14 protein-coding genes and 1 riboswitch are annotated in these 15,285 nt (G+C 61.5%); of the genes, 8 read left to right on the forward strand and 6 right to left on the reverse strand.

Going from position 1 to position 15,285, the window contains the following annotated elements; all coding sequences use genetic code 11:
* Positions 1–112: 112 nt before the first annotated feature.
* The gene (locus FJ938_RS02455; protein WP_140606706.1) at positions 113–1,135 is read right to left on the reverse strand and encodes a substrate-binding domain-containing protein; all 1,023 of its coding nucleotides are present in this window, start codon (positions 1,133–1,135) and stop codon (positions 113–115) included.
* Between the two features lie 360 nt (positions 1,136–1,495).
* Here FJ938_RS02455 and FJ938_RS02460 point away from each other — a divergent pair, with 360 nt between their 5' ends.
* From FJ938_RS02460 to ugpC, 5 genes are all read left to right on the forward strand, one after another.
* Positions 1,496–2,851, forward strand: a complete 1,356-nt coding sequence (locus FJ938_RS02460; protein ID WP_140606705.1) for an ABC transporter substrate-binding protein — start codon at positions 1,496–1,498, stop codon at positions 2,849–2,851.
* 176 nt (positions 2,852–3,027) lie between these two features.
* The gene (locus tag FJ938_RS02465; RefSeq protein WP_140606704.1) at positions 3,028–4,041 is read left to right on the forward strand and encodes a sugar ABC transporter permease; all 1,014 of its coding nucleotides are present in this window, start codon (positions 3,028–3,030) and stop codon (positions 4,039–4,041) included.
* A 1-nt stretch (position 4,042) separates the two neighbouring features.
* Positions 4,043–5,197: a carbohydrate ABC transporter permease gene (locus FJ938_RS02470; protein ID WP_140606703.1), complete on the forward strand. Its 1,155-nt coding sequence runs from the start codon at positions 4,043–4,045 to the stop codon at positions 5,195–5,197.
* Positions 5,198–5,201: 4 nt separating this feature from the next.
* Positions 5,202–6,866 (forward strand): alpha-glucosidase family protein, encoded by a 1,665-nt coding sequence (locus FJ938_RS02475; protein ID WP_140606702.1) that lies wholly within the window; start codon positions 5,202–5,204, stop codon positions 6,864–6,866.
* 24 nt (positions 6,867–6,890) lie between these two features.
* On the forward strand, positions 6,891–8,003 hold the full coding sequence (gene ugpC, locus FJ938_RS02480) for a sn-glycerol-3-phosphate ABC transporter ATP-binding protein UgpC (RefSeq protein WP_140606701.1): 1,113 nt from the start codon (positions 6,891–6,893) through the stop codon (positions 8,001–8,003).
* A gap of 71 nt (positions 8,004–8,074) precedes the next feature.
* Here the strand turns inward: ugpC and FJ938_RS02485 are convergent, their stop codons facing one another.
* From FJ938_RS02485 to FJ938_RS02495, 3 genes are all read right to left on the reverse strand, one after another.
* The gene (locus FJ938_RS02485) at positions 8,075–8,314 is read right to left on the reverse strand and encodes a DUF680 domain-containing protein (protein WP_140606700.1); all 240 of its coding nucleotides are present in this window, start codon (positions 8,312–8,314) and stop codon (positions 8,075–8,077) included.
* 61 nt (positions 8,315–8,375) lie between these two features.
* On the reverse strand, positions 8,376–8,582 hold the full coding sequence (locus FJ938_RS02490; protein WP_140606699.1) for a DUF680 domain-containing protein: 207 nt from the start codon (positions 8,580–8,582) through the stop codon (positions 8,376–8,378).
* Between the two features lie 72 nt (positions 8,583–8,654).
* Positions 8,655–8,852: a DUF680 domain-containing protein gene (locus tag FJ938_RS02495; RefSeq protein WP_140606698.1), complete on the reverse strand. Its 198-nt coding sequence runs from the start codon at positions 8,850–8,852 to the stop codon at positions 8,655–8,657.
* 492 nt (positions 8,853–9,344) lie between these two features.
* A riboswitch (cobalamin riboswitch) is annotated at positions 9,345–9,546 on the forward strand.
* 151 nt (positions 9,547–9,697) lie between these two features.
* Here FJ938_RS02495 and FJ938_RS02500 point away from each other — a divergent pair.
* The 3 genes from FJ938_RS02500 (at position 9,698) to FJ938_RS02510 (ending at position 14,113) form a co-directional block, all read left to right on the forward strand.
* Positions 9,698–10,945 (forward strand): aromatic ring-hydroxylating dioxygenase subunit alpha, encoded by a 1,248-nt coding sequence (locus FJ938_RS02500; RefSeq protein WP_140606697.1) that lies wholly within the window; start codon positions 9,698–9,700, stop codon positions 10,943–10,945.
* A 20-nt stretch (positions 10,946–10,965) separates the two neighbouring features.
* A complete protein-coding gene (locus FJ938_RS02505) occupies positions 10,966–12,066 on the forward strand; it encodes a hybrid-cluster NAD(P)-dependent oxidoreductase (protein WP_140606696.1) in 1,101 nt (366 codons plus the stop codon).
* Positions 12,067–12,478: 412 nt separating this feature from the next.
* A complete protein-coding gene (locus tag FJ938_RS02510; protein WP_140606695.1) occupies positions 12,479–14,113 on the forward strand; it encodes a hypothetical protein in 1,635 nt (544 codons plus the stop codon).
* Here the strand turns inward: FJ938_RS02510 and FJ938_RS02515 are convergent.
* Both FJ938_RS02515 and arfB read right to left on the reverse strand, forming a co-directional pair.
* On the reverse strand, positions 14,076–14,693 hold the full coding sequence (locus FJ938_RS02515) for an alpha-ketoglutarate-dependent dioxygenase AlkB (RefSeq protein WP_140606694.1): 618 nt from the start codon (positions 14,691–14,693) through the stop codon (positions 14,076–14,078). The two genes, FJ938_RS02510 and FJ938_RS02515, sit on opposite strands and share 38 nt — an antisense overlap.
* Before the next feature lie 99 nt (positions 14,694–14,792).
* A complete protein-coding gene (arfB, locus tag FJ938_RS02520; RefSeq protein WP_140606693.1) occupies positions 14,793–15,230 on the reverse strand; it encodes an alternative ribosome rescue aminoacyl-tRNA hydrolase ArfB in 438 nt (145 codons plus the stop codon).
* Positions 15,231–15,285 lie beyond the last annotated feature (55 nt).

Here is a 15,285-nt window from a genome sequence, read left to right on the forward strand (position 1 = left end):
AATTCCGAGAAAGGCGATAGTTGGCTGCAGGCTCAGAACGAGGGCGTTCAGGGCGATTTGCGGATCTGCAATAGGTTGCCCTCACTCATTCAAATGATTGACCTTTTGGCACCTAGACCGGCGCCCCGGCGACCGATCCCCTGACCACCAGGTCGACCGGCCAGATCTCGCCACGCGCGCCCTCTTCCAGCCCCGAGATCCGCGCCGCCAGCCGCTCGGCGACACGGGCGCCGGCGAGACGGATGGAGGAGCGCGTCGTCGACAGCGGAACGGAGAAATTTTCGGGTCTCAGCCAGGGAAAGACGTCGTCATGAGCGATCAGCGAGACGTCACCGGGAATGCTGAGGCCAAGGTCGCGCACCGCGCGCACGACGCCCAGCGCCATGATCAGGCTGGAGCAGGCGATCGCGGTGGGCGCGCCATCCTGTTCGAGCAGGCGCCTGGTGGCGCGATAGCCGTTCTCCTCGGTCATGGCGACGGAGCAGACATGGCGGTCGCCCAGGGTCAACCCGCTCGCGGCGAGCGCGCGGCGCACGCCGCGCTCGCGGTGGATGGCGAAGGTCTCGCGGTCGTCGCCATTGATCAGCGCCAGCCGCCGGTGACCGAGTTGAACGAGCAGCCGCGCCGCCTCGTGGAAGGCGCCCTCATTGTCGATGTCGAGATAGGGATAGTCGAAACCGAAGCCTTCGCTGCGGCCATGGACGATGAACGGAATGCCGAGTGTGTTGACCAGCGCCACGCGCCGGTCGGCCGGCCGTGGCGAGGAAATGTAGACGGCGTCGACCTGCCGGTTGGCGACGATACGCCGGTAGGTCGTCTCCTGGTCGTCGGCGTCGGCCGGCGACAGTACGAGGTCGAGTTCGTGCGCGCGGGCATAGTCGCCGAGGCCGGAGAGAAATTCGACGAAATGCGGATCGATGTCGACGGCCGCACCCGTCGGCAGGACGTAGCCGATCATCCCCGACTTGCCGGTCGCCAGCCGGCGCGCGCTCGGGTTGGGGCGATAGCCATGCCGCTTGGCTGCGTCCATGACGCGCCTGCGCGTCTCCTCGTTGACCTCTGGATAGCCGTTCAGCGCACGGCTTACCGTGGTCTGCGAGAGCGCCAGCATATGCGCGAGTTGCTTGAGATTCACGAGAGGCCTCCTCGCCTCAAAGCGCTTTTAAATTGAATCGACCCAAGCACTGCAAGTGCGCGGCCGTGAGATGATAACCATAAGCGCGCGAGGCGTGAGTTTGAAACAAAAATTGCTGCTGCAGCGCCAGAAACTATGCTGCGGCGCACTTTTGGACTCCAAGCGGCCGAGATTAAATCGACTAGGCTGCCGCCCTCTTGACTTCCGGTCGATTCAATGGCGAGATCGAAGTAGCCAAAGCGCTTTGGAAGACTCTTCGAAAGGTTGCGGTTCCCTTGCGACTGAGTCACAGTCCTGCGGCGTCGGCGGGCGGAATGGAGGTTCCGTCCGGTGCATGTGACCCACTGGGAGGGAATACCGATGAAGAAAATGCTTTTGCTGGGTGTAGCGTTTGCCACGCTTGCCCTGAGCGCGCCCGCGCAGGCCGAACTGAAGTTCAAACCAGGCGAGGATCCGCGTTTTCACTGGGCGAATTACGAAGACCTCAAGAAAGTCGATCTCAAGGGTGAGACCCTGTCGATCTTCGGGCCATGGCGTGGCGAGGACGAGACGCTTGTCCGTTCGGTACTCGATTATTTCTCCGAGGCCACCGGCGCGGAGGTCAAATATTCCTCGTCCGAGAACTACGAGCAGCAGATCGTCATCGACACCCAGGCCGGCAGCCCGCCCAACATCGCCGTCCTGCCGCAGCCGGGCCTCATCCAGGACCTTGCTTCCAAGGGCGTGCTCACCCCGCTGGGCGACGACGTGGCCGCCTGGATCAAGGAGAACTACGCCGCAGGTGACTCCTGGGCCAAGCTCGGCACCTACACAGGCAAGGACGGCAAGTCCGGCTTCTACGCCTTTCCCTACAAGATCGACGTGAAGGGGCTGGTCTGGTACTCCCCCGACAATTTCCAGGAAGCCGGCTACAAGGTGCCTAAGACGCAGGAGGAACTCGCCGACCTCGAAAAGAAGATCATCGCCGATGGTGGCAAACCGTGGTGCATCGGGCTTGGCTCCGGCGGCGCCACCGGCTGGCCGGCGACCGATTGGGTCGAGGACATCATGCTGCGCACGCAGCCGCCGGAAGTCTACGACAAATGGGTGAAGAACGAGATCCCGTTCAACGATCCGGCTGTGGTCAACGCCATCGACATTTTCGGCAAGATCGCCACCGACGACAAGATGGTGGATGGCGGTGCCAAGGCCGTGGCCGCGACCGACTTCCGTGACAGCCCGAAGGGCCTCTTTACCGTACCGCCGAAGTGCTACATGCACCATCAGGCGTCGTTCATCCCTTCCTTCTTCCCGGAGGGCGTGAAGCTCGGCCAGGACGCGGACTTCTTCTACTATCCGCCTTTCGCCTCAAAGCCGGAACTGGGCACGCCGCTGGAAGTGGCCGGAACGCTGGTGATGATCACCAAGGATTCCAAGGCATCGCGCGAATTCATCAAGTTCCTGCAGATGCCGCTCGCGCATGAATTGTGGATGGCGCAGAAGAGCTTCGTCACCCCGTTCAAGGCGGCCAACAAGGACGCCTATGGCAGCGAGGCGCTTAAGAAGCAGGGCGAGATCCTGATCGGAGCGACGACGGTGCGGTTCGACGGCTCCGACCTCATGCCCGGCAAGATCGGTGCGGGCTCCTTCTGGACCGGCATGATCGACCTGGTCGGGGGCAAGTCCGCGCAGGACGTCGCCACCGATGTCCAGAAGAGCTGGGACGCAATCAAGTAGGCCGCTGCGACGCGACCTGAACCTTCCAGATCCTTCTGCTGGATCCGGGCTACGGCCCGGGTCCGACCGGCGCCGCACACCGGATGCCTTAGCGTTTCGATTGTTCCGAACAACTGAAAGTCGGTGCATCCGGTCGCCAGCACTGCCTGGCCGATCATGCGCAGGGAGAGGGACCCATGGCGACTCAGATCTTCTCGGCCATATTTGTCATCATCATCGGCGTCGGCGGCTGTGTCGCCTATTTCTGGGGCGCCAACAAACTGCTCGACCTGATATTCCCCTCGCGCGGGGTCTCCGGCACGGCTGCCGTCAACAATCTGCGCCGGCAGGGATTGGTGCGGCCCTGGCTGTTCGTCGGCCCGGCTCTGATCATCCTGACCATCTACCTGATTTATCCGGTGATCGCGACGCTGTGGCTCTCCGTCTTCGACCGTGGCGGCACCAGTTTCGTAGGGCTTGCCAACTATGAATGGGCGTTGCGCGATCAGGATCTGCGAAACTCGATCCTGAACAACATCCTGTGGCTGGCGGTGGTGCCGGCGGCCTGCACCTTCCTTGGCCTGATCATCGCCGTGCTCACCGACAAGATCTGGTGGGGCACGATTGCCAAGAGCCTGATCTTCCTGCCGCTGGCCATCTCCTTCGTCGGCGCCAGCGTGATCTGGAAATTCATCTACGAATATCGTGGTGAAGGCCAGATCCAGATCGGCCTGCTTAACGCCGTCATCCAGCATTTCGGCGGCCAGCCGCAGGTGTGGATATCGCTGCCGTTCTGGAACAATTTCTTCCTGATGATCATCCTGATCTGGATCCAGACCGGCTTTGCCATGGTTATCCTGTCCTCGGCGCTGCGCGGCATTCCGGAAGAAACGCTGGAGGCCGCGGTCATCGACGGCGCCAACCCGTTCCAGATCTTCTGGAAGATCATGGTGCCGCAGATCTGGGGCACCATCGCGGTGGTGTGGACCACAATCACCATCCTGGTGCTGAAAGTGTTCGACATCGTGCTGACCATGACCAACGGCCAATGGAATAGCCAGGTGCTGGCCAATCTGATGTTCGACTGGATGTTCCGCGGCGGCGGCGATTTCGGCCGCGGTGCCACGATCGCCATCATCATCATGATCGCGGTCATTCCGATCATGATCTGGAACATCCGTCAGGCCAACAAAGAGACGGGAGGGCACTGAGATGGCCGTCACCACCGGAAAGTCCTTTGTCGGCCGTTTCGGCGTCCACATCGCGGTGCTCGTCTTCGTCGTGATCTGGACCATCCCCACGCTCGGTATCCTCGTCTCGTCGCTGCGCGACAAGGATCAGATCGTCGCCTCGGGCTGGTGGAATTCCTTTGCCAGTTCGAGCCAGACTGAGGCCGGACGATTGCCGGCCGCCTCGACGCAGACCCAGAAGGACGGCAAATACGTCATCGAAGGCAACATTTTCGGCGATGGCGCCAAGCGCGCGATCAGCGCCTTCGGTGTCAAGGCCGCCGCGCCGACACAGTATCCGGCCGGCACGCCAGCGGATCTCGGTGACGGCGTGACCCTGCAGGTCAACGCCGACGGCAGTTTCGTGCTTGCCTCGCCCAAGCCGTTCGAAGGCGATCGCGGCCAGCGTGTCTATTTCGCCTCCTCGGCTCCGCCGAAATTCACCACCGACAACTATCAGACCGTGCTGTTCTCGGAAGGCATCGGCCGCTCCTTCGTGAACTCGCTGACGGTCACCATCCCGGCGACGGTTATCCCGATCCTGATCGCGGCTTTCGCGGCCTATGCGCTGGCGTGGATGCGCTTTCCCGGCCGCGCGCTTTTGATCGCGGTCATCATCGGCCTGCTAGTAGTCCCCCTGCAGATGTCGCTCATTCCACTGCTCAGGCTCTATAATGGCGTCGGCACTTTCTTCGGCGTGCCGTCAAAGACCTATCTCGGCATCTGGCTGGCGCACACCGGATTCGGCCTGCCCTTCGCCATCTATTTGTTGCGCAGCTACATTGCCGGCCTGCCGCGCGAGATCATGGAATCGGCGCGCATCGACGGCGCCAGCGACTTCGAGATCTTCGTCAAGATCGTGCTGCCACTGTCTTTCCCAGTGCTTGCCTCCTTCGCCATCTTCCAATTCCTGTGGGTATGGAACGATCTCCTGGTGGCGATGGTTTTCCTCGGTACGGCGCCCGACCAGATCGTGCTGACGGCCAAGCTCAATGCGCTGCTCGGCTCACGCGGCGGCAATTGGGAGATCCTGACGACATCAGCCTTCATCACCATCATCGTGCCGCTGATCGTCTTCTTCTCCCTGCAGCGCTATTTCGTCCGCGGGCTGCTGGCCGGCTCGGTGAAAGGAGGTTGAGACAATGCAATCGGCTTTGAAGGCGACTTCGAGACCGGATCCCGCCATCGACCGTGACTGGTGGCGTGGCGCGGTCATCTATCAAATCTATCCGCGCTCCTACCAGGACTCCGACGGCGACGGCATCGGCGACCTGAAAGGCATAGTACGGCGCCTGCCCTACATCGCCGCGCTTGGCGCGGACGCCATCTGGATCTCGCCCTTCTTCAAATCGCCGATGAAGGATTTCGGCTACGACGTGTCGGACTATTGCGACGTCGACCCGATGTTCGGCACGCTTGCCGATTTCGATGCGCTGGTTGCGGAATCGCACCGGCTGGGCCTCAAGGTGATGATCGACGAAGTGCTGTCGCACACCGCCGACATCCATCCGTGGTTCAAGGAGAGCCGGTCGAGCCGCACCAATCCCAAGGCGGACTGGTATGTCTGGGCGGATGCCAGACCCGACGGCACGCCACCCAACAACTGGCTGTCGATCTTCGGCGGATCGGCCTGGCAGTGGGACACCAGCCGCCAGCAATATTACATGCACAATTTTCTCGCCGAGCAGCCGGACCTCAACTTCCACAACCATGAGGTCCAGGACGCGCTGCTCGACGTCACCCGTTTCTGGCTGGGGCGCGGCGTCGACGGCTTCCGGCTCGACACCATCAATTTCTATTTCCACAGCCAGGGGCTGGAAAACAATCCGCCGCTGCCGCCCGAGGAGCGAAACGACCAGACCGCGCCGGCGGTCAATCCCTACAATTACCAGGACCATATCTACGACAAGAGCCGCCCGGAGAACCTTGGTTTCCTCGAGCGTTTCCGCGCGCTGCTCGACGAATATCCGGCAACCGCCGCGGTCGGCGAGGTCGGCGATTCGCAGCGCGGGCTGGACGTGGTCGCGGCCTACACCGCCGGCGGCAAGCGCGTGCACATGTGCTATTCCTTCGACTTCCTGGCGCCGGAGAAGATCAGCGCCGCCAAGGTCCGCTCGGTATTGGAAGCCTTCGGCAAGGTCGCCAGCGACGGCTGGTCGTGCTGGGCGTTTTCCAACCATGACGTGATGCGCCCGGCCTCGCGCTGGGCCGCCAACGAGGCCGACCCGGTCGCCTATCTCAAGGTCATTTCGGCATTGCTGATGTCGCTGCGCGGCTCGGTCTGCATCTATCAGGGCGAAGAACTCGGGCTCGGCGAGGCCGACCTGCGCTTCGAGGACCTGCAGGATCCCTATGGCATCCGCTTCTGGCCGGAATTCAAGGGCCGGGATGGCTGCCGCACGCCCATGGTGTGGGACGGCAGCGCCAAGAATGGCGGCTTCTCCCAGGCAAAGCCATGGTTGCCGGTGCCGGCCAAGCATCTGTCGCAGGCGGTCAATGTACAGCAGGGTGACGAGACGTCACTGCTCGAGCACTACCGGCGCTTTCTCGCCTTCCGCCGCGCCCATCCGGCGCTGGCCAAGGGCGATATCAATTTCATCGAAAGCCAGGGCGACACCGTCGCCTTCACGCGCCGGGCAGGCAATGAGCAGATCGTCTGTGTCTTCAATCTGGGCGCCAAGCCGGCCGAGGTTGACCTTGGCGACCGATCGCTGCAACCTTTGCCGGGACACGGATTTTCGGAGAAGGCAGACACAGGCACCGTCCGCCTCGGCGGCTACGGCGCCTGGTTCGGGCGCATAGACTGAATTTCAAATCACCGGGAGAAAATCATGGCCGATGTCACGCTGCGACAAGTGAAGAAGTCCTACGGCAATCTCAACATTCTCCACGGCATCGACCTCGACATCAAATCGGGCGAGTTCATCGTCTTCGTCGGCCCGTCGGGCTGCGGCAAGTCGACCTTGCTGCGGTCCATCGCCGGGCTCGAGGAGATCACCTCAGGCGAACTCAGGATCGACGGCGAGGTTGTCAACGACGTGCCGCCGTCGAAGCGGGGCATCGCCATGGTGTTCCAGTCCTACGCCCTCTATCCGCACATGACCGTCTACGACAACATGGCCTTCTCGATGAAGATCGGCAAGGAAAGCAAGGCCGAGATCGACAAGCGCGTGCGCCAGGCGGCGGAAATCCTGCAGCTGACCAAGTATCTCGACCGTCTGCCCAAGGCGATGTCGGGCGGTCAGCGTCAGCGCGTCGCCATCGGCCGCGCCATCGTGCGCAATCCGAAAGTGTTCCTGTTCGATGAGCCGCTGTCGAACCTTGACGCCGCGCTGCGTGTCGCCACGCGTATCGAGATCGCCAAGCTCAAGGAATCGATGCCCAACACGACCATGATCTACGTCACCCACGACCAGGTCGAGGCGATGACGCTGGCCGACCGTATCGTGGTGCTGAAGGAGGGCCATATCGAGCAGGTCGGAACACCGATGGAACTCTACAAGAGGCCCGGCAATCTGTTCGTCGCCCAGTTCATCGGCTCGCCGGCCATGAACATCCTGCCGGCGACCGTCGACAGGACCGGCAGCCCGACCGTGATCAGTCATGTCGGCGGACGCAAGGCGACGGTGCCGATCGCGACACCGGCTTCGGCGAAGGGCGCGGCGGTAAGCTTCGGCGTGCGCCCGGAAGATCTCGCGATCGCCAGCGGCACGGACTATCTGTTCGAAGGGACGGTCGACTATATCGAACAACTCGGCGAGGTCCAGCTGGTCTATGTCGACATCGGCAGGACCGACCTGCCCCTGGTGACCAAGCTGCCTGGCAATGTCGAGGTCAAGCGCGGCTCGACGCTGCGGCTGACCGCCGATGCCGGCGACCTTCATATCTTCGACGCGGACGGCCGCTCCTTCGCGCTTCACGAGGTAGAGGCAAAGGCGGCCTGAAACAGGGTTCTGGTGATAAAAAAGAGCCGCAGGCATCGGCCCGCGGCTCTTTTTGTATTCCACATCGGCTATTAACGGCCGAAGAGATTCCGGTCGCTGCCCTGTGGGGCGGACTTCTGTGCGTCACCCGAGGAATTGAGCAGCTTGTAGACAGGCGATCCTTCATTGCGGATCGAGCCGGTATGCGAAGTGTCGACATTGGCGGTCGTCGCCTGCTTGTTGATGTCGGTGCCGCCAACATTGTCGTTGGCCGCATAGGCGCTGCCGGCGGCAATCAGAAGAGCGGCGGCGGTAAGAACAATCTTTTTCATTTCGGGTACTCCGGTATTCGCGAATCCAAGCGGCGGGCAAGCCCGCCGGTTGTCGTTGATATTAGTTGTTGCCGAACAGGTTGCGGTCGGCACCGTGCGTAGGCGTCTGAGCCGCCGGTTCGGACTTCTTGATCGAAGCGGTGTATGAGTTGTCGGTCGACGTGGCGGCCGGCTGGCTAGCGCCATTCGAACCATAATTGTCACTGCCGGCGAAAGCGCTGCCGGAAATGGCCAGAACGGCGACGGCAGCAAGAGCGATCTTCTTCATTTCAAGTCTCCTGAATTCTTCGAATGTCGCCAGGACGGCAGGCCAAACCCGCCGCCTGCTGGAGATCGGCTGTTAGTTGTTGCCGAAGAGGTTGCGGTCAGCACCGTGGGTGGGCGTCTGAGCAGCCGGTTCCGACTTCTTGATCGAAGCGGTGTAAGAGCTGTCGGCAGCAGTGGCCGCGGGGCCATTCGCACCATAGTGATCGCTACCAGCGAAGGCGCTGCCGGAAATGGCCAGAAGGGCGGCGGCAGTGAGAACAATCTTTTTCATTTTGGGTACTCCAGTATTTTTCCGTCCGTCTAGCGGCGTGTCTTGGGATTGAAATCGCGTCGTTCGGACGACCCCGATGTGGGAGAGCCAGCTAGCCGTTTCCAATCACGAAGATGTTCAACGTGGACCATGAATCCACTACTTGAAATTGTACCAAGATCTTCCACGTGCGATTTTTCCGTTGCAATATCAACGCGTTAATTAAAGTCGGTGTCGTCATCACCGACTCTATCGGAGGCTCGGCGTTCACACCGTCCTGCACGCACCGTCAACAGAAACGAACCGTTCGGTTCGATTTTAGAATCTGCTAATAGTCACTTTTCGAAACCGTTAACCCTTTTTGCTTCCACTCCGGGCCGATTCCGACGCCCGGCGCGGCCGTCACCGCGATGATTTTCGCTGTCGCTGCTCGTGACCAGATCGTTGCGCATGGGTGTCGCGCCACATGGATGCAATGTCGCTTTCATGCCGATGTCGCAAGCGCTGTCGTGATTAGATCATGTCATCTCAGGTGCCGCTTCGTGACGACGGGGCGGAGAATTGGGAAGCCGGTCAAAGTCCGGCGCTGCCCCCGCGACGGTGGTGGAGTTCAAGTCGCAACGGGAGACCACTGGGCGCAAGCCTGGGAAGGTGTCGCGACCGTCCGCAAGGACACTCCAGAGCCCGGAAACCAGCCAGAGATCGTAGAACTCGACTGATCGCGGTGGGCGGTCAAGAGGCGGATGCCGCATGCCCGGCGCTTGCCGGCATGCAGCCTTGTCCTTCCTCTCATCCCCTCCGGTTCAGTCATTAGAGCGACGCGCGTCCGTTTGGACGGGCCGATGCGATGAATGCGAGGACAGGACATGGATGCGCGCAACGATATGCTGAGGCTCTTGAACAGCCGCAGAGAGGGCTTTTCGCTGGAACAGCCCTTCTACACCGACCCGGACTACTTCAAGCTCGACATGGAGCTGATCTGGTATCGCGACTGGCTGTTCATCGGCCATGATTGCGAATTGCCGAAGCCGGGAAGCTTCATCACCGTGCAGATCGGCGACTATCCGGTCGTGCTGGTGCGCGACCAGCAGGGCAAGATCAATGCCTTCCACAACTCCTGCCGCCATCGCGGCAGCCGCGTCTGCAACACCGACAAGGGCTTGGCGGCCAAACTGGTCTGCCCGTATCACCAGTGGACCTACGAGCTCGACGGCCGCCTGCTGTTCGCCCGCCAGATGGCCGACGGTTTCGACAAAGGCCAGTTCGGCCTGAAGCCGGTCGCCTGCGAGAGCGTGGCCGGCTACGTCTTCATCTGCCTGGCCAGGGAGCCCGCCGACTTCGCACCGATGCGGGCGATGATCGAACCCTATCTCAAGCCGCACCGGCTGAGCGAAGCAAAGATCGCTTTCCAGAGCACCATCGTCGAGAAGGGCAACTGGAAGCTGGTCTGGGAAAACAACCGCGAGTGCTATCATTGCGCCGGCAGCCATCCGGAGCTTTGCAAGACCTTCCCGGAGGCGCCGACCGTGACCGGTGTACAGGGCGCCGACAGCGATCCTGAGATGATCGCGCACTGGGCGAAATGCGAGGCCGTTGGCCTGCCGAGCAAATTCCGCATCGATCCGGCCGGGCAATATCGCGCCACCCGCGCGCCGCTGCTGCGCGACGCGGTCAGCTACACGATGAGCGGCAAGCGGGCGGTGAAGAAGAACCTCTCCGACAGCGTCTCGGCCGACCGCATCGGCACCCTGATGCACTATCACTATCCGACCACCTGGAACCACATCCTGATCGATCACGCCGTTACCTTCCGCGTGCTGCCGATCAGTGCCACGGAAACGGCGGTAACGACGAAATGGCTGGTGCACAAGGATGCGGTCGAGGGCGTCGATTACGATCTCGCCGAACTCACCCATGTGTGGACCGAGACCAACGATCAGGATCGCCGTATCGTCGAGGAAAACGCCTTCGGCATCCTGTCGCCGGCCTACGAACCAGGCCCGTATTCGGAGCTGCATGAGGGTGGCGTCATCCAGTTCGTCGACTGGTATGCGCGTTTCATTGGTCCGCGCCTCGCCGAGGATGGTCGACCAGCGCTCCGCAGTGTCGCCTGAGAGGCCAAAGGATGAACGCGATGACTGATCTTGGCCTTTACCGCCATCTCGACCAGATGGCGCCCTGGAACGACCGGCTCCAGGTGCTGGAAGTGATTGGGGTCAGCGACGAGTCTCCTGACGTCAAGACCTTCACCTTCCGCTCCGACAACCAGACCTGGTTCCGCTACAAGCCGGGCCAGTTCGTGACGCTGGAACTGCCGACAGATGACGGGCCGCTGATGCGCACCTATACATTGTCATCGTCGCCATCGAGGCCGTTCTCGATCGCGGTGACGGTGAAGGCACAGGCCGGCAGCATTGGTACGCGCTGGATGTTCGATCATCTGGTGCCTGGCTCACACGTCAAGGCCTACGGGCCGGCCGGCGACTTCTCGCTGCACAGCCATCCGGCAGCCAAATATCTGTTCATCTCGGCAGGCTCGGGCGTGACGCCGATGATGTCGATGCTGCGCTGGCTGAACGACTGCGCGCCATGGACCGATGTCAGCTTCGTCAACTGCGCGCGCCGACCCGAAGAGATCATCTTCCGCAAGGAACTCGAACTGCTCGGCGGCCATATGCCCGGCCTGTCGCTCGGCTTCATGATCGAGGAGCGCTCAAGCCGTGAGGGCTGGTACGGCCATATGGGCCGTATCGACGCCATAAGGCTGCCGCTGCTGGCGCCCGATTTTCGCGAACGCGAGATCTTCTGCTGCGGTCCGGATCCTTTCATGCGGGCCGTGCGCGGCATGCTGGAAGCCGCCGGCTTCGACATGACGAAATACCACCAGGAGAGCTTCGCCGCGCCGGTGGTGGAGGAAATCCCGGCGCCGTTCGCAGCGCCCGCACAGGACGGCGCCCCTGTTCCCGCCGAAGCCGCGACAGCGATTCGCTTCGCGCTTTCGGACGTCGATGCCGAATGTGTCGCCGGCCAGACCGTGCTGCAGACGGCGCGCGCCTCGGGCGTGCGGATACCCGCGGCCTGCGAATTCGGCCTGTGTGGAACCTGCAAGGTCAAGAAGGTCTTCGGCGATGTCGAAATGAGCCACAATGGCGGCATCCTCGATCACGAGATCGATGACGGCTTCATCCTGGCCTGTTGCTCCAGGCCGCTGTCGGCGTTGGAAATCGAGGCATAATCGGTTCAAGGCCTCAACCGATCCGGGAAACAGTCGGTGCCTTGCCGGCCCTGGTTGCCTGCGACGCGGTGCCACCGAAAATCCGGCTGAACCGCGCAGACTGTAATGGCGCGATTAACCGCACTTTAGGCAATCCCGGCTAGCTTTCGGTGTCAGTTCCAGTGGCGGGAGCAGCCGGTGATCGATGTCAGCACTGCCGCTGGGCGAGCGGCGCGAGCACCGGTCGTGCCCATTTCGACGCTGCTCGACACAGTGGGCGCGCACGCACGATCGGCTTCTGCTTCCGACCATATTGGCTTGTATTCCTCAGAACCGGATCAACTGCCACCCTTGGCACTGAGGCCGGCACAGCTGTGTTCCCGTCCATGATTTCGTCATTCTGCGTAAAAGTCATCTTTGTTGGGGCGGTCCGATGAGCATGGGAAATGTAAGAAACATCAGTACTGCGACTGGCTTTGCGTCCGCGGTTGGAAGCTTGTCGCCGGTATGGCTTGTTGCGACCGTAGTGGTGTTCTCTTTTTTTATGCCGTGGACCGCCGGCGACAATACCGACGTCAGCTGGCTCATCGTTATCTGCGAAAAGGTTCTGGATGGTCAGAGGCTCTATGTCGACATTCTGGAAACCAATCCGCCTTTCTCCGTGGCCCTCTATATTGGGCCGGTATGGCTGTCCCACAGGCTCGGCATCTCGCCGGAATCCGCAATCGAGTGCTTCATCTATCTGATCTTCTTCGTTTCGATTGCGCTGTCGGCTGTCGTCATCGAGCGAAGTCGAATCTTCGTCGATCTGAAGACGCAATGGATCTATCCCGCATTAGCGGTTTTGCTTCTCATCATGCCTGGGAATGTTTTCGGCCAGCGCGAGCATATCGGTACGATGCTGTTCATGCCGATGCTGTTCCTGATGATGTGGCGGATCGACAACCGCGCAGATGCGCCGGTTCCTCTTGGCCTTGCCGCAGCGGTTGGCTTGGCTGGAAGCGTACTGCTTCTGGTCAAACCACATTGGGCAACTGGTATCATACTGCCCTATTTCTACATCGCTTGGCGCAAACGCTCGCTGACGGCGTGCCTGACGGCTGAAAACGTCGTCATCTTCACGGTTTGCACTGCCTATCTCGTCAGTGTGTATGTATGGTTTCCCGAGTTTTTCGGCACTTTCCTGCAATTGCTGATGCGCTACTATGTCAGCTTGCGAGCCAACATCAACATTTTCGCGGCATTGCCGACTTTCGCCGTCTTCGTCGTTTTCGTGGTTTTCCAGATGCGCAAATCTGTCTGGCGAGACGGCGTTGCGCTGGCGGTGGCGAGTGCCGCCGGCTTTTTTGTGTCCATGCTGTACCTCGGGAAATACTGGCCCAATCACCAGTATCCCTACCAGGCTACGATGCTGGTCGCGATGCTGCTGGCGGTGGCATCACGATGGCGAATAGCGGTTGGCCTCGCAAACCCACAGGCCGCCTCTGAGATCGCCAGTGTCAGGCTCCATGCGGCAGCCGCGCTGGCCGTGGTCGCCGCACTTTCGGTGACGCATCACCAGTTCTACCAGCTGCCTGAGAAAGGTCTGGTCGATGCCATCAACAGCCGTTACGCCTCGCCATCGATCGTTCAGGTCAGTTCCGACCTTTCCGTCGGCAATCCGCTGACGAGAATGGCCAATGGTCGCTGGCTATCGGCCTATGCCCATGATTGGCTTGGCACCTATGCGCTTTGGGGTTTGATGCGGGGTAAGTATCAAGGCGAAGACGAGCGCATCGCGCGGCAAGACCTTGATAATTATACTCGCTACGTCAATTCCCTGATCCGTGACAACAGGCCCGATATCATCCTGATGGACCGGATGAACAAGAAAAAGTCGACGTGGTCGCTCACGGCGGACTTTCCGCCAATTTGGATCGTGTGGATGCGTCGGAATGCGGATTTCCAAACCCTGATGGACGACTACGTGGAAATCGCGACTGGGGACTACATTGAAGTCTATGCGCGGCGCTCGGATGCCCGCAACTCGCTCACTGAGCTTTCGTCACCCGGCGCAGCGTCAGATTGATCCTGCCGCCGTTTTTGAGCAAAGCCGAGGTTGAAGGATAGATGCGGTCGACGCCGTGGAAGGCGAGGCGGCCCTCGCCGCCAAGCACGACGACGTCGCCGCTCTTCAGCCTGAACGATTTGGTGGCGCCGTCGCGTGTCGTCTGGCCGACCCTGAACAGGCAGTCGTCACCCAGCGAGACGGAGACGACGGGGGCGGAGAAATCGACCTCGTCGCGATCCTGGTGCAAACCCATCTTGGCTTCGGCCGTGTAGAAATTGATGAGGCAGGCCTGCGGCGGATGCGGATAGCCCGACACCTGCTGCCAGAGATCGAGCAAGCCTTCGGGGATCGGCGGCCATGGCTCTCCGGTCACCGGATGCATCGGCTGGTACCGATAGCCCCCTTCCTTGTCGGTGACCCAGCCGAGCGGGCCGCAATTGGTCATGCGCACGCTCATCTCCTTGCCGGTGCGCGGCATGGCCGGCACGAACAGCGGCGCCTGCTGGACGATGCGCCTGACATCCTCGACCAGCGCCTCCTGGGCGATGCGCGGCAGATAGGCCGGCATGTGGCGGACGCCCTTGGGCAGAACGAGCATGGGTTGCCTCGCATGGCGATGGTTGATCGCCGCAACATGCCACTCTCAAACGCGAACGGCGACCCGAAAGCGTCAAACAACGCGACCTTGGTGTGGTGCTTAATCGTTCTCCACCCGGCCGCGCAGTTTCTTGATCGTGCCGCGTCCGGCCTTGCTCTTCAGCCGCCGCTCGACCGCGCCTTTCGAGGGCCGCGTCTTCTTGCGCGGCGGCGGCGGCGGTTCCGCCGCTTTGGCGACCAGCGCCGTAAGCCTTGCCCTTGCATCCGCCCGGTTCTGCTCCTGCGTGCGGAAGCGCCCGGCCTCGATGACGATGACGCCGTCCTTGGTGGCGCGCTGGCCGGCGAGCTTGATTGTCCGCGCGCGCACGCGTTCCGATAGCCCCGCTGCGTTGGCCGCGTCGAAGCGCAGTTGCACCGCCGTCGCCACCTTGTTGACGTTCTGGCCGCCCGGACCGGACGAGCGGATGAAATCCTCGTGCAAGTCGCCCGGGTGGATCACGGCTTCGTCCGATATGATGATGTTGTCGTCGGTCGGCATGCCGCAGTCATGGCGCGGCGGACCGAAAAAGAAAAGGCCCGATCGAAACCGGGCC

It is taken from the genome of Mesorhizobium sp. B2-4-14 (assembly GCF_006442155.1).
Lineage (GTDB): Bacteria > Pseudomonadota > Alphaproteobacteria > Rhizobiales > Rhizobiaceae > Mesorhizobium.

Bases quoted from the DNA above. Each gene is read 5' to 3' on its own strand.
- FJ938_RS02460 (WP_140606705.1), top strand. From the start codon at position 1,496: ATGAAGAAAATGCTTTTGCTGGGTGTAGCGTTTGCCACGCTTGCCCTG.
- FJ938_RS02495 (WP_140606698.1), bottom strand. From the start codon at position 8,852: ATGAAAAAGATTGTTCTCACTGCCGCCGCCCTTCTGGCCATTTCCGGC.
- FJ938_RS02475 (WP_140606702.1), top strand. From the start codon at position 5,202: ATGCAATCGGCTTTGAAGGCGACTTCGAGACCGGATCCCGCCATCGAC.
- FJ938_RS02485 (WP_140606700.1), bottom strand. From the start codon at position 8,314: ATGAAAAAGATTGTTCTTACCGCCGCCGCTCTTCTGATTGCCGCCGGC.
- FJ938_RS02490 (WP_140606699.1), bottom strand. From the start codon at position 8,582: ATGAAGAAGATCGCTCTTGCTGCCGTCGCCGTTCTGGCCATTTCCGGC.
- FJ938_RS02500 (WP_140606697.1), top strand. From the start codon at position 9,698: ATGGATGCGCGCAACGATATGCTGAGGCTCTTGAACAGCCGCAGAGAG.
- FJ938_RS02515 (WP_140606694.1), bottom strand. From the start codon at position 14,693: ATGCTCGTTCTGCCCAAGGGCGTCCGCCACATGCCGGCCTATCTGCCG.
- FJ938_RS02470 (WP_140606703.1), top strand. From the start codon at position 4,043: ATGGCCGTCACCACCGGAAAGTCCTTTGTCGGCCGTTTCGGCGTCCAC.
- FJ938_RS02465 (WP_140606704.1), top strand. From the start codon at position 3,028: ATGGCGACTCAGATCTTCTCGGCCATATTTGTCATCATCATCGGCGTC.
- FJ938_RS02510 (WP_140606695.1), top strand. From the start codon at position 12,479: ATGAGCATGGGAAATGTAAGAAACATCAGTACTGCGACTGGCTTTGCG.
- arfB (WP_140606693.1), bottom strand. From the start codon at position 15,230: ATGCCGACCGACGACAACATCATCATATCGGACGAAGCCGTGATCCAC.
- FJ938_RS02505 (WP_140606696.1), top strand. From the start codon at position 10,966: ATGACTGATCTTGGCCTTTACCGCCATCTCGACCAGATGGCGCCCTGG.
- ugpC (WP_140606701.1), top strand. From the start codon at position 6,891: ATGGCCGATGTCACGCTGCGACAAGTGAAGAAGTCCTACGGCAATCTC.